Origin of the sequence: Tepidiforma thermophila, from assembly GCF_002563855.1 — a bacterium.
Taxonomy (GTDB): domain Bacteria; phylum Chloroflexota; class Dehalococcoidia; order Tepidiformales; family Tepidiformaceae; genus Tepidiforma; species Tepidiforma thermophila.
Genome location: NZ_PDJQ01000001.1, coordinates 419,495 through 432,788, shown reverse-complemented (window position 1 = coordinate 432,788; position 13,294 = coordinate 419,495). Strand labels below are relative to the sequence as shown.

General features: G+C 71.9%; 10 protein-coding genes and 1 pseudogene. 7 read left to right on the top strand and 4 right to left on the bottom strand.

The genetic code is table 11. The annotated features are described in order from the left end of the window. Positions 1 to 4: 4 nt before the first annotated feature. From A9A59_RS02085 to A9A59_RS02075, 3 genes are all read right to left on the bottom strand, one after another. Positions 5 to 562, bottom strand: coding sequence for a hypothetical protein (locus tag A9A59_RS02085; protein WP_098502698.1), 558 nt, complete (start codon positions 560 to 562; stop codon positions 5 to 7). Between the two features lie 82 nt (positions 563 to 644). Next, positions 645 to 1,652, bottom strand: coding sequence for a DUF5667 domain-containing protein (locus tag A9A59_RS02080; RefSeq protein ID WP_098502697.1), 1,008 nt, complete (start codon positions 1,650 to 1,652; stop codon positions 645 to 647). Further along, positions 1,649 to 2,218: an RNA polymerase sigma factor gene (locus A9A59_RS02075; RefSeq protein WP_098502696.1), complete on the bottom strand. Its 570-nt coding sequence runs from the start codon at positions 2,216 to 2,218 to the stop codon at positions 1,649 to 1,651. Before A9A59_RS02075 ends, A9A59_RS02080 begins: the two co-directional genes overlap by 4 nt. A gap of 165 nt (positions 2,219 to 2,383) precedes the next feature. On the opposite strand from A9A59_RS02075, the gene A9A59_RS02070 reads away from it, so the two are divergent. From A9A59_RS02070 to A9A59_RS02050, 6 genes and pseudogenes are all read left to right on the top strand, one after another. Continuing rightward, on the top strand, positions 2,384 to 2,596 hold the full coding sequence (locus A9A59_RS02070; RefSeq protein ID WP_098502695.1) for a hypothetical protein: 213 nt from the start codon (positions 2,384 to 2,386) through the stop codon (positions 2,594 to 2,596). Between the two features lie 33 nt (positions 2,597 to 2,629). Continuing rightward, positions 2,630 to 3,565 carry a magnesium transporter CorA family protein gene (locus tag A9A59_RS02065; RefSeq protein WP_165772441.1) on the top strand — a complete coding sequence of 312 codons (936 nt, stop codon included), beginning with the start codon at positions 2,630 to 2,632 and terminating at the stop codon, positions 3,563 to 3,565. A 28-nt stretch (positions 3,566 to 3,593) separates the two neighbouring features. Further along, the gene (locus A9A59_RS02060; RefSeq protein WP_098502693.1) at positions 3,594 to 4,850 is read left to right on the top strand and encodes an MgtC/SapB family protein; all 1,257 of its coding nucleotides are present in this window, start codon (positions 3,594 to 3,596) and stop codon (positions 4,848 to 4,850) included. 40 nt (positions 4,851 to 4,890) lie between these two features. After that, positions 4,891 to 5,262, top strand: a pseudogene (locus A9A59_RS14420) (double zinc ribbon domain-containing protein); the annotation flags it as partial. Positions 5,263 to 5,346: 84 nt separating this feature from the next. After that, a complete protein-coding gene (locus tag A9A59_RS14290; RefSeq protein WP_278286755.1) occupies positions 5,347 to 5,895 on the top strand; it encodes a hypothetical protein in 549 nt (182 codons plus the stop codon). A 58-nt stretch (positions 5,896 to 5,953) separates the two neighbouring features. Continuing rightward, positions 5,954 to 9,334, top strand: coding sequence for a zinc ribbon domain-containing protein (locus tag A9A59_RS02050; RefSeq protein WP_098502691.1), 3,381 nt, complete (start codon positions 5,954 to 5,956; stop codon positions 9,332 to 9,334). 153 nt (positions 9,335 to 9,487) lie between these two features. Here A9A59_RS02050 and A9A59_RS13630 read toward each other — a convergent pair whose 3' ends face one another. Then, the gene (locus A9A59_RS13630; RefSeq protein ID WP_133117475.1) at positions 9,488 to 10,162 is read right to left on the bottom strand and encodes a hypothetical protein; all 675 of its coding nucleotides are present in this window, start codon (positions 10,160 to 10,162) and stop codon (positions 9,488 to 9,490) included. Between the two features lie 431 nt (positions 10,163 to 10,593). Between A9A59_RS13630 and mgtA the strand changes: the two genes are divergently transcribed. Beyond that, on the top strand, positions 10,594 to 13,179 hold the full coding sequence (gene mgtA / locus A9A59_RS02035) for a magnesium-translocating P-type ATPase (protein WP_098502688.1): 2,586 nt from the start codon (positions 10,594 to 10,596) through the stop codon (positions 13,177 to 13,179). Positions 13,180 to 13,294 lie beyond the last annotated feature (115 nt).

The following is a 13,294-nucleotide window of genomic DNA, read 5'->3' as shown; positions in this document are numbered from 1 at the left end:
GCTCCTACTGGAACGCGATCCCGGTCACCGTCTGCAGCCACTGCTCCTGCGGGATGCTCGACGACACGAGGTCGAGGTAGCCGGCCTGGTTGAACACCAGCAGCGTCGTCTCGCCCACCTCGGCCAGCGGGTAGCGGATCGCGCCGAGGCGAAGGTTATCGATCCGCGTCCCCTGGATGGTGGCGGTGCTGTCGGCCGGGGCGCCCGCCTTCGCGGCGACGGCCGCGAGCGTCACGCCGGTGTACTCCTTGCCGCCAATCTCCAGGGTCGTCGTCGGCAGCGCCTTGAATTCGTCGCGGTTCGGCGTGTACGCAGTGCCGCCCGGCGTCACCACCTGGATAACCGGGAGGTCGTCCGGCAGCGGCGTCGGCGTCGGCAGCGGCCGGTCCGGCGGCACCGGCTGCTCCAGCCCCTGCGCCACCTCGGTCCGGCGGGCATCGGCCTCGCTCACGGTCGGGGCCGCCCCGGCATCCCCGGCGGGCGCGTCATCGTCGTCCCCGCAGGCCGCGGCCGCGGCGGGGACAAGGAGGAGAAGGGCTGCGGCGAGGCGCAGTCGAAGCATCGGCAAACTCCATCGGGTCCTGGAGGCTGATCGCAGGGTAGGCACCGCCCCGGCGAGCGGCAACGGCGAGGTCAAGCAGGGGTTAGGGGTTGGATGAGGGCTGCGGCGCCGGCGTTTCCCGGGCCTCCGCAGGCTCCACCGTCGCCGAAGGCGCCGCCTCGGCTGTCGCCGGGGTTGCGGGCGTTGCCTCCGGAGTCGCGCTGCCCGCCGGCTCCGGGGTCGCGGTCTCGGCCGGCTCCCCCGTGGCGGTCGCGGCGGGCTCGGGTGTCCCCGTGGGCGACGGCTCAGGCGCTGCAGCCGCAGTCGGCTCCGGTGTCGCCAGCGGCGTCACCCCGCCGAGCGCCGCCGAAACGGCGTCATCGATGGCGGCCGCCGCGGCGGCTACCTTCTCCGGGTCGACGTCCGGCCGGTTGCGCGCCTGCGAGAGCACCGTCGAGCTCTGCTCCGCAAGGCTCCTCACCCGCGCCTTCTGGACGTCCGTCAGCCCGCCCTGCTTCTCAGCGAGGTCGGCAATCGCACGGAGCTCCCGCTGCAGCCCTTCGAGCGAGGCGACCAGGTTGTCGTTCCGGGCCGCAAGCTGCTGCAGCTCATAGACGCGCGCCTCGGCCTGCCGCAGCTGGACATCGATCCGGGCATCCCCGCGGGAGAGCGTGTACTCCAGCCGTTCGTTCGCCAGCTTGAACGCGTAGTTCCAGTCGCCCGGGACCGCGTCGCCGGCAGTAACGAACCCGAGCGCGAGCACGCCGACGGCTGCCGCTCCCGAGAGCACGGCCATGCTCGCCACCGCGGTCCGCACCGGCGAGTAGCCGGGGACGGGGAGGAAGAGCGGCTCTGCCGGCGTCGTCGGCTCTGTCGCCCGGGCGAGCACCTTCGCCTTCAGCGAGGCCTCGAAGTAGTAGCTCGCCGGCTCGGCCGCGTAGGCATCCGTCACCGCCGCCGTCACCCGCAGCATCCCGGCCAGCCAGTCAGCCTCCTCGGGGAAGAGCGAAAGGACGAAGTCCGGCTCCAGCCCGTCGTCGATCAGGGCCTGCGCTTCGGCGAGGATGTCGGCCCGGTGGCCAGCCTTGCGGTCGAACAGCCGGCGGATCATTGCAGCGGCACCATCGTTTGCAGTTTGGCGATCGCCTTATGCTGGAGGACTTTCACCGTATTCTCGGTTTTCCCGAGCACCCGCGCAGTCTCTGCCACCGAGAGCCCCGCACCAAACCGGAGTTCGATCACCTGCCGCTGCGCTTCCGGGAGCTTTGCGGTGGCTGCGCGGACCACCTCCATCGTCAGTGCGGTGTGCACCTCCTCCGTGTGGTCGGGCGCAGGGTCCGGGATCGTGTCCGTGAGCGGCGCTACCTGGGAGCGGACCTTCCGCCGCCGGACGAAGCTGACCACCTCGTTCCGTGCGATGCGGAACACCCACGCCCCGAACGGCAGGCCCCGGAAGCTGAAGCTGCGGAGGTTTTCGATGACCCGGAGAAAGATCTCCGTCGTCACATCCTCGGCATCTTCGGTGCTGGAGAGCCGGGCGGAGACGTACCGGTACACGCGGGGAAAGTAGTGGTCGTAGAGGAGCGAGAGCGCCTCACGGTCCCCGTCCTGGGCGGCTTCGACCACAGCCTGTTCGTCGAAGTCGGGTGCCAGTTCGTCGGTTGCCGTCTCTGCCATCCAGCCCCCTGGGCCGCGCCGGGTTCGGAATACCGAGCGTCCTCCTTCCGAGCATACTCAGGCGTTTCGCCCGTGCACTAGAGATAACGCTGCTGCCCCCGGGAAAGTTAATTTCGCATTGCCGCCGCGCGTGACACCAGGGCGCCCCCGCGCGACACTGGCCCCATGGTCAACCCGGCCCTCGTCTCCGCCATCGCCATGCCGCTCTTCATGGCTGCCGGCGCGCTCGCCCTCTGGCTCTCCCGCGGCCAGGACGATGACCGCGGCCCCCGCTGGCGGGACGACTCCCTCGATGACTGGTACCAGGAACGGGAACGCCAGGCCGAAGAAGAACGCCGCCGCCGGCAGGAGCAGGACACCCCCGCCCCGAAACCCTGACGGTAGAGCCCCGCTGTGCCCTACGATGCGCACGTGCGCACCTGGACGTGCATCGATGGCAGCTGGCGCCCCGGCGAACTCGACGGCGGGCCCCGCTGGTACGACCTCTCCGGCGCCGACCGCGACGACCTCCTCGAACTCGCTTCCCGCTACCACCTCCATCCGCTCGCCATCGAAGACTGCCTCTCCCCCTACCTCCATACCCCCAAGATCGACGACTTCGGCAGCTACCTCTTCATCGTCGTCCTCGCGATGAAGCCCGGCACCGTCGAGCCGATCCTCGAAGAGCTCGACATCTTCCTCGGGCCCGACTTCCTCATTACCTACCGCGACGACCCCGCGACCGCGCCCGAGGTCGACGGCGTCGTCCATGCCCTCGAGCAGGGCCTTGCGGTCCGCCCGGGCACCGACGGCCTCTTCTACGAAGTGCTCGACCGCGTCGTCGATAGCTTCCTCCCGCGCGTCTCCTCCATGAGCGAGCAGCTCGACGCCCTCGCCGACCTCATCATCGAAGGCGACCGCAACGGCGGCCTCAGCCAGCGCGTCCTCGAAATGCGGCGCACCGCCGGCTCCATCCGCCGAACCATGGCGCCCCTGCTCAGCGTCGTCCTCCGCTTCGGCCGCGGCGAATTCGCCCTCGTCCAGCCGTCGAACGTCATCTACTTCCGCGACATCTACGACCACCTCCTGCGGGTCGACCTCGCCCTCGAGGAGCTGCGCGACGATGCCGAAGTTGCCCTCAACACCTACCTCAGCACCCTCAATAACAAGATGAACGAGGTGATGAAAGTCCTCGCCGTCGTCGCCGCGCTGGCGCTGCCGGCCACCGTGATCACCGGCATCTTCGGCACCAACTTCGAGGAGATCCCCGGCCTGCGCAGCAACTACGGCTTCGGCGCGATGCTCCTCGCCATCGCCGGCATCGCCGCCTCGATGGCCCTCTTCTTCCGCCGGCGCGGGTGGTTCTGATGCCCGGCATGGGGCTGGGGCACCGCTGATGGACGTTGCAGGCGTCCGTTTCGACGAAGAAGGCGTGCGGCTCGCGGTCGCCCTCGGCATCGGCCTCCTCCTCGGCGCCGAGCGCGAGCGCCGCAAAGGCGAAGGCCCTGCCCGCGGCGCGGCCGGCATCCGCACCTTCGCCCTCGTCGCCCTCGCCGGCGGCATCGCCATGGCCATCGGCGGCGGGGTCGTTCTCGCCGTCGCGCTCGGCTTCGTCGCCCTCGCCGTCCTCGCCGCCTACATCCTCGGCGACCGCACCGACCCCGGCCTCACCACCGAAGTGGCCGTCATTGTCACCTTCCTCCTCGGCGCTCTCGCCCAGCAGGAGCCGCAGCTTGCCGCGGGCATCGCCGTCGTCGTCGCTATCCTCCTCGCCGCCCGCGAGCAGCTCCACCGCCTCGTCTCCCGCGCGCTCACCGAACAGGAGGTGCACGATGCCCTCCTCTTCGCCGGGGCCGCGCTCGTCATCCTCCCCCTTGCGCCCAACGAGCGGATCGGGCCATACGGCGTGTTCAACCCCTTCGCCATCTGGCGGCTCGTCGTCATCGTCATGGCGATCGGAGGCGCCGGCTACGCCGCGGTGCGGCTGCTCGGGGCCCGCGTCGGCCTGCCGCTCTCCGGGCTGGCCGCCGGCTTCGTCTCCAGCTCGGCCACGATCGCCGCGATGGGCGCCCGCGCGCGCGAGACCCCCGCCCTGCGCACCCCCGCCGTCGCCGCCGCCGTGCTCTCAACCGTCGCGACCGTCGTGCAGATGGTCATCGTTGTCGGCGCCACCGACCGCCGCACGCTCGAGCAGCTTTGGCCGGCGATGGCCTTCGCCGGCGTTGCCGCCGTCGGCTACGGCGCCATCTTCGCCCTGCGCGCCCTGCGCGATGCCGCCGCCGACGCGCACGAACCCGGCGGCCGCGCCTTCGACCTGAAGACGGCGGTGCTCTTCGCGTCCACGGTCACGGCCGTGCTCTTTGTCTCCGCCGCCCTCGGCGACTGGCTGGGCAACCGCGGCGTCCTGCTCTCGGCTGCGGTTGCCGGCTTCGCCGATACCCATGCCGCCGCGATCGCCGTCGCCGGGCTCGCCGCCGGCGGGCGGGTCGACCCCGCCGATGCCGTTGTGCCGATCCTCGCCGCCTTCACGACGAATTCCGTGACGAAGATGGTCCTCTCCGCGGCCAGCGGCGGCCGCCGCTTCGCCGCCGAAGTCTGGCCCGGCGTCATCGTCACCGCCGCCCTCGCCTGGGCCGGCTGGGCCCTCAGCTGAGCCGGCGGGGCGGGCGGGCGCGGCCCAACGGCGGCTGCGGATGTGCCCGGTCGGCCCTCGCCGCACGCCCCGTCCGCGCCCTACGTTCGAGGCCGTGGACACCCCGGAGTTCAGCGGTCGAGGGTCGACCCGGCTGACCTGCCCCGCCTGCGGCGCCGAGAACGGGCCGGGCGCGCATTTCTGCCACGAATGCGGTGCGCGGCTGGTGCAGCCGGCCCCGCCCGCGCCGGCGGCGGTGCGGTGTCCGGCCTGCGGCGCAGAGAACGAGGCGGGGTCGCACTTCTGCGAGCAGTGCGGGGCCCGGCTCGACGCCGCCCCTGCGGCTCCGCCAGCGGCGCCGGTCGCGCCGGTTTGCCCGGTCTGCGGTGCCGAGAACGCCCTGAACGCAAAGTTTTGCCGGAGCTGCGGCGCCCGGCTCGCCGGCGCCCCTGCCCCGCCCGCGCCCGCCCCGGCGGCTCCGCCGGCCACCCCAGCGGCTCGGCCCGCCGGTGCGCGGGTGCAGCCGTTTGCCCCGCGCCCGGCCCGGCCGCCTGCCCGGGCTCCAGCGCCCGCGCAGCCGCCGGCTGCGCGGCGGGGCGGCGTCAGTCCGTGGGCCGCCCTGGCGGTGGTGCTGGTGGTCGCCGCTGCTGTCGCCGGTGCGTTCATCGTGTTCCGCTCCCGCGATGACGGCGGGACCGGCAGCGACGAGGCGTACGTCCGGGCGGTGTGCGTCGCAACGAAAACGTTTGGGGAGGAGACTGAGCGGTACTTCAGCGACCCGGAGCTGGTGCAGGACTCGGAGAAGCTGAGCAAGGCGATCGCCGGCCCCCTCCGCACCTACGTCAATCGCATGGCTGCGGCGAAGCCGCCGCCCGACGCGCGCGACTACCACGAGGCAGCGGTCAGACAGCTCCGCACCCTGCTGGCCGCCGCCGAGCGCGGCGAGATCCTGCAGGCCCTCCGGGACTTCGGCGATACGCCGGAGCCCCCGCCCGAGGTGGAGGCCCGCCTGTCGGCGGTCGCCGAGTCGATAGAGGAGTGCGAAGACATCAACCCCTTCGATTGACGGGGCCCTGCACCGAGGCCGGTCGCCCGGCTGAAACCGGGAGCGAGGAGAGCTGGTGATGGAAGCGACTGACGAGAACAAGACCGGAACGCCAGGCGTGCCCGACGAAGGCCGCTCCGCCTGCCCGGCCTGCGGGGCGCCGCACGGCCCTGGTGCGAGGTTCTGCCGTGCATGCGGTCGCCGTCTCCCGGTCACCTGTGGGGTGCCAGGGGACGAGGGTGCCCTTGGGCCCGTCCGCACCTGCCCGGCCTGTGGCGCCGAGGCCAGCCCCACGGCGCTCTTCTGCCGGGTGTGCGGGACCGCGCTCGGCTCCGCTGCGCAGGGGCCGGTCCCACCTGCTCCCGTCGCTGTACCGGCCTGCCCCGCCTGCGGCGCCGAGGTCAACCCGGCGGCGAAGTTTTGCAGAGCCTGCGGCGCTTCGCTGGCCCCGGCTCCCGCGCCGGTCGCGGCGCAGCCCCGGGGAACGGCGAAGCAGTCCCACCGCCGCACCGGTCGCGCGCGGACGGCGGTCCTCGCCGTCGCCGCCGTCATCCTCGTCGGCGGGGCCGCCCTGCTTGCGCTCCGCTTCCGCGGCGACGGCGACGGCGAGCCGACCGCCATCCCACGCGAGTCGCGCATCGAACGCCTCGGTCCCGCCCCGGGCCCGGGCCCGAACGGCCTCGAGCGCCACGCCCCCGTCCGGCTCGTCCACCCGGGCGGCGCCGAGCTGACCGTCCCGCCCGGCGACATCCTCTACAGCGAGTACCTCGACCTCCGCCGGCTCGAGGCGCCGCCCGAATCGCCGGCCTGGAGGTTCGCCGGCCCGGCCTACACCTTTGTCTCCGTCACCGGCGTCGTCCACGAAGACCCCATCGAAATTCGCCTGCCCGCCGCCGGGGCCGGCGCCGACGCCGTCATCGTCGCCCTCGCCCCGAGCGGCGCCTGGCAGCCCCTCCCGACCGAGCGTGTCGGCGACCGGCTCGTGGCAGCGCTGGCCGGTGTCCCCGCGCCATGGACCGTTGCGGTAGCCTCGCCGAAGCCGTTCACCCGCCCTGCGGACCTCGAGCCGACCGGGCTCGCCGACGCCGAACGCCTCGCGTTCGCCGACCGGGCAGCATGGCGGGAGGAAGCGCGCGCCTGGCTCGAGGCGCACCCGGTCCCGCCGGATGAGGAACTTGAGCAGGCGGCCAGCCCCTCTGCCTCCCTCCTGGCCAGCCGCTCCGCAGCTGCGGCGCCCGTCGCCATCGAGTTCTCGAAATGGGAGAAGGAGTACGCCGAGACGCTCCTCCGTCTCGCCGGCGCCGGGGCAGTCCTCGAGGCCGGCCGGGCGGGCGTCGTCCCCGCCCTCGGCGCGGGCGGGCCCGTGGCGTTCGAGCACTACCGTGCCGGCGTGCTCACCCTCCTCAAGCTCCGCGACCGCTGGTTCCAGAACCGGGATGCCTGGTCGGAAATGTTCGGCGAGCGGGGAAACTACCAGGCCGTCCTCCTCGATAGCGGGGTTGCCCTCCAGGATTCGCTGGAGACCGCATTCGCCCGCTACGCCCCCTGGGGCATCGAGCTGACGGCTGCCCTCGTGCGGTCACGCGCCATCGCCGACATCGACCTCGCCGTTGTCTACGGCGAAGCCCTCTTCGCCGATGTCATCCTGCCGCCCGGCATGCTCCCCGACCTCGAGCGGCAGCTCACCGGGCAGGGCGGCTGGGCCGGGACCCCTGAAATGACCCTCCGGCTCCGGCTCTTCTCCCGGGCCGCAATCGAGAACTGGTCATTGCTCGACTACCTGAAGGACTGGCGAACGGAGGCGTTCCTCCGCTATCTGCCGGTGGCGCTCTGGGTATTGGGGATCAGCAGCGGCGGCCCGAGCCTCCTGGCCGCGACCGTAGCCGACCAGGTCCTGAACTGGTGGCAGGCCCAATACGAGACGGCCTCCAGCCCCGCCATCTACGGCACCATCCAGTGGGCGACAACGGCGCTCGCCGGGGGGCAGCTCCTGTTCGACGCTACGGATGACACACTGGTCACGAGCTTCGGACTGAGGATCGTGGACCTCTCCGAGCAAACCAGGCAGACAGTAGGTACGGCCCTCGGGTGGGCCCAGTTCCTCTATTCCGCCGCTGTCTCCTGGGCCGTGACCGGGAGCGACTGGTACCTGCTCAAAGATATCCGTGCCATCACCGAGGGTACCCGCGGCTACTGCCCCGGCGGCCGGTGCAACTGGCTGTACGCCCAGAATATCCCGCCCGTCCAGGTCATCGGCGTCGCCCGGGGGGCGGCAGCCCGCCCGGCCGACTACTACCCGGCAACCCGCGTCCGCATGGCCGCCTGGAACCTCCAGTACAACCCCGCCGCCATCGCCGCAGGCCGCCTCGACCTCCACGAAATCTTCCGCAGCGGCTCCCGCGAGGCGTCGCTCCAGGTCGGCTCCCGCGAAGCGCTCACCGGCCCGGCCTTCCTCCGCAACCTCGGCTGGGAGCCCTATGTGAAGGAGAGCTGGCCCGACGCCACGATTGATATCACCCCCGACCTGCAGGCGATCCGGATCGCCGTCCCGAGGGCGGACCTTGCGAAGTACCGGAGCTGGAGCCGCGCAAAGCTTGGCGACCCGATCGCCGACTACAATCTCCTCCTGCGCCTCGAAACCGCGGACGGCGACCACCAGGTCCTCCGCATCACGGGCGTCGACACCGAGCGCTCAACGGCGGACAGGGAGAACGTCTACCTCATCGCCGCCCTGGCGACCCGGAAAGACGCCGGCCGCGACGACCTCGAGCCCGGGTTCCGCGGCAGCGACGATAACCCCACGACGGTCGAGCGTTCGAGCGTCACCCCGCTCCGCCAGCGGTACACCGCCTACCTGTACGCCTCGGGGCAGCAGGAGGAGGACTGGGTGCCGGTCGAGGTCGTCTTCCCGCCGAATCCCGGCCCCCGCACCGACGCGGACGTCGTTGCCGCCCCGCGCGTCCACGAGACCGACGCTGCGGCCTCAGCCAAACCGCCCACAGAGTGGACGCTCGTGGACGTCCGGCTCGAGGTCAACGGGACGTTCAAAGACCCGTACGCGCTGTATCTCCTCTCATTTGTCGAACGCATCGCGCCCTCCGCGTGCAGGCTCGAACGTAAATTTTGGGATGATGGCGAAGAATTCGGATTGCACTGCGTCTTCGAACCAGGCTGTCCCCGGGATGAGAGCTGTTTCAGCCTGAACTTGGCCAGCGTCCCCAAGCCTGATTACCCCCTGGGGAGCAAGCTCACGATTACCAAAGACCGAATCCAGGGGTACCTCTGCACCGGTGCAACCGACGAAAATGCCTGCTCGCACCGTTCGTTTATCGATGCCGCTCTCGCCCCGGGCGGACAACTCAGCGGCCAGTTTGGCTGGACCTGGGACGAAATGGCGTTTGGCGAGCCGTATGCGCAGGGCACCTGGACCGTACAGTTCACCGCCTCCCCGAAACGGTGAGACCCCGCCAGAGGCGCCTCCCGTCGCTCGCCTGCCGGACCATAGCCGCACTACCGTCGTTCCCGGACGCCAGCCGGACAGGTGCGTAGCAGTGCTCGTGGAGAGAGATTCGCTCACCCGGACACCTCGCACGGCCGCGTGCCCGCGCCGCCCCTAGAACAGAATGCACCCGCTGGTCACGAAGTCCTGGTTGGCGTTGCCGGTCACGGTCACGAACGGCGGCGTCACCGCCGGCGGAACCGCGCAGAAGTCGAACGTCACGTCGTTCGCCTCGTAGGTGCCCGGCGGAAGCTCGAGCGAGTACCGGCCATCGGGCCCTGCCGCGGCGTAGAACACGCCCGCGCTGCCCCGCAGCTCGATCACGCAGCCGTAATCGCAGATGCGGGTCTCGCCGGTCTCCGCAAACCGGATGTACACCCGGCCCGTGAGCCGGGCAAGGGTCGGACGCGGCGTCGGCGTGGCTGTCGGGGGCACCGGGGTGGCGGTGGGCGGTCGGGGCGTCGGCGTGGCCGTCGGCGGCCGCGGCGTTGGCGTCGGGGGAACCGGGGTAGCCGTCGGGGGCACCGGCGTGGGGGTTGCCCCGGCCGGGCTTGCGGTGGCCGTCGCGAGCTGCGTGCTTCCCGCTGCGGGACTGCCGGTCGCGGCCTGTGTCGCAGTCGTCGTTGCCGTCGCGCCCGCCCCGGGCGGCTGCGTCGCCGTCCTGGTCGCCCGGGTCGGGCTCGCCGGGGGCCGGGTTGCCGTCGCCGTCCGATCGGGCGAAACCGGCACGACCTCCGTGCCGTCATCGCCGGTCAGGTACCAAGCGGCCGCGCCGGCCGCGGCGAGCACGGCGGCGAGCGCCCCTATCGCTATCCACGGGCCGGCTCCGCCGCCTTTCGCGCCTGCCGCTGCCGGCGCTGGCGGCGGCGCCGGGGGAGCAGGCGGCTCCGCAGGAGCCGGCGCCCCGGCCGCGGCAGGAGCCTCCGGCCCCGCGGTTCCGGCGGCGGCGCCTGGCTGCAGCGCTGCACCGCACTGGTCGCAGAACCGGGCGTCGTCGGGCTGCACGGCATGACAGGAAGGGCATTCCATAGGATGACTACTCTCGCCTGGAAGGTCCTTCCGAGGATCGCACCTGCCACACCCCTCCCGCAGCGGCCGGGCGGCCGGCCCTGACGGGCCCGCGCGGCCCCATCCGTTTACCGCAACCCGCTACCCTTGGAAAGCATGACCAGCGCTCCCCCGGCCCGGCGCGGCACCCGGCCCGCGCCGGCCGCCCCGCGATGAACCAGCCGCGCCGCCGCCCGGCGCCCGCGCTCGCCGAGTGGGCCGCGCGCGACGCCGCCGACGTGCTCGAACGTCTCGGGTCCGGCCCCGGCGGCCTCTCCAGCGCCGAAGCCGCACGCCGCCTCGCCGTCCACGGCCCCAACTCCCTGCCCCGCGGCGGCCACCCCGCGCTCACCATCCTCCTCCGCCAGCTCAAGAACCCGCTCCTCGGCCTCCTCCTTGCTGCGGTCTCGGTCTCCTTCATCGTCGGCGAGCGCCTCGATGCCGCCATTATCGTCGCCATTGTCCTCCTCTCCGTCACCCTCGGCTTCTTCGACGAATTCCGCGCCGACCGCTCCGCCCGCATGCTCGAAGAACGGCTCACGCGCACGGCCCGCGTCTTCCGCGACGGCGAAATCCAGCGCGTCGACGCCGAAACGCTCGTCCCCGGCGATATCCTCGTCGTCGAAGTCGGCGACATCGTCGCGGCCGACGCCCGCGTCATCGAAGCGAACGACCTCACGGTCGACGAATCGATCATCACCGGCGAATCGCTCCCCGCGGAGAAACGGGCGGCAGCCGGCGGCGAACCGGGCCTCGCCACCATGCTCCTCTCCGGCACGGTGGTGCGCAGCGGACGCGGGCGCGCCGTCGTCGTCGCCACCGGCCCGGCGTCAATGGTCGGCGCCATCGCCGCGGGCCTGCACGAGGCTGGCCGGCCCACCGAGTTCGAGCGCGGCCTCCGCAACTTCTCCCTCTTCCTGGTCGGCGTGACGGCCACCCTCACCGCCTTTATCCTCGCAGCAAACATCTGGCTCGGCCGCGGCCTCCTCGAATCGCTGCTCTTCGCGCTCGCCATCGCCGTCGGGCTGACCCCGCAGCTCCTCCCGGCGATCGTCACCGTCAGCCTCGCCACCGGCGGGCGCAGGCTCGCCGAGCGGAAGGTCATCGTCCGCCGGCTGGTCGCCATCGAAGACCTCGGCAACCTCGAGGTCCTCTTTTCCGATAAAACCGGCACCCTCACCGAAGGCTCCATCGTCCTCGAAGCCCTCGGCTGTCCGCCCGGCAGCGAGGACACGCTCCTCGGCTGGACGGCCAGCTGGCTGCTCGCCGGCATCCACGAAACGTCCGGCAACGCCCTCGATGCCGTCCTCGCCGCCGATGAGCGCATCCAGCAGGCCGCGGCCGCGCGCGCCGGCTGGACGCTCCGCGACGAACTCCCCTTCTCCTACCAGCTCCGCTATGCCGCCCTGGCCGTCGAATCCCCCGCGGGGGAACGGTGGGTCGTCGTCAAAGGCGCCGCCGAGGAGCTCTTCGCGCGGTGCACAGCTGCTGACGGCTGGGGCGAGGAGTGGCATCCCCCGGCCGCCGCGGCCCTCGCCCGCCTGGCCGATGACGGCCTCCGGGTGATCGCCGTCGCTATCCGGCCCGACGACGGCCGCGAACTCGCCGCGCAGGCCGCCGAAGGACTCCGCCTCGTCGGCTTCCTCGGCTTCAGCGACCCGCCGCGTCCCGAGGCGAAGGCCGCGATCGAACGGCTCGCCAACCTCGGCATCGAAGTCAAAATCCTCACCGGCGACCACCCGGCCGTCGCCCGCCATGTCTGCGACCGCGTCGGCATCCCCGTCCGCGGCGTCCTCACTGGGGCCGACCTCGAAGGGCTCAGCCCGGGCGAACTCCGCGACGCCGTCGCCCGGACCACCGTCTTCGCCCGCGTCACCCCCGAGCAAAAGAAGCTGCTGGTGCAGGCCGCGCAGGCCGGCGGGCGCGACGTCGGCTTCCTCGGCGACGGCGTCAACGACGCCCCGGCCATCCGCCAGGCCGATATCGGCATCTCCGTCGATACCGCCACCGACGTCGCCAAGGCCGCTGCCGATGTCGTCCTGCTCGAAAAAGACCTCGGCGTCCTCGCCGACGGCGTGCTCGAAGGCCGCCGCACCTTCGCCAATACCGTGAAGTACATCCTCATGGCCACGAGCTCGAACTTCGGCAACATGTTCAGCGCGGCGGGTGCCTCCCTCTTCCTCGACTTCCTCCCGATGCTCCCGACCCAGATCCTCCTCAACAACTTCCTCTACGACGTCTCCGAGCTGACCATCCCGACCGATGCCGTCGATGAGGAGCTCACCCGCCGGCCCGCCCACTGGGACCTGCGCTCTATCAGCCGGGCCATGGTCGTATTCGGGCCGGTCAGCTCCGTCTTCGATTACCTGACCTTCGCCCTGATGCTCGGCGTCTTCAACGCCGGCGAAACACGCTTCCAGTCCGGCTGGTTCGTGGAGTCGCTGTGCACCCAGACGCTGGTGATCTTCGTGCTGCGGACGCACCGGGTGCCGTTCTGGCGCAGCCGGCCCTCGCTGCCGCTGCTCGCAACGACGCTGGGCTGCGTCGCCGTCGCGGCGTTCATTCCCTATTCGCCGGCAGCGGGCGCGCTGAACTTCGAGCCGCTGCCGGGCAGGTTCCTCCTCGCGCTCGGGGGAATGGTTGTCACCTACCTGGCGCTCGTCGAACTGGCGAAGCGCAAAGTTTTCGCCCAGGCTGCGGCACCCGCGCCCGTGCCCGCGCCCGTTCCGCCGCCCCCGGCTCCCACCCCCGCCGCCTGACCCCGCCGGAGCGGCCGCCCTCGCCTGGGCCGGCTGGGCCCTCAGGTGAGCCGGCGGGCCGGCGGCGACCGGTTCACGCTGGCCTGACTGGGTTGGCCCTCTCCGGCAGGCTCCT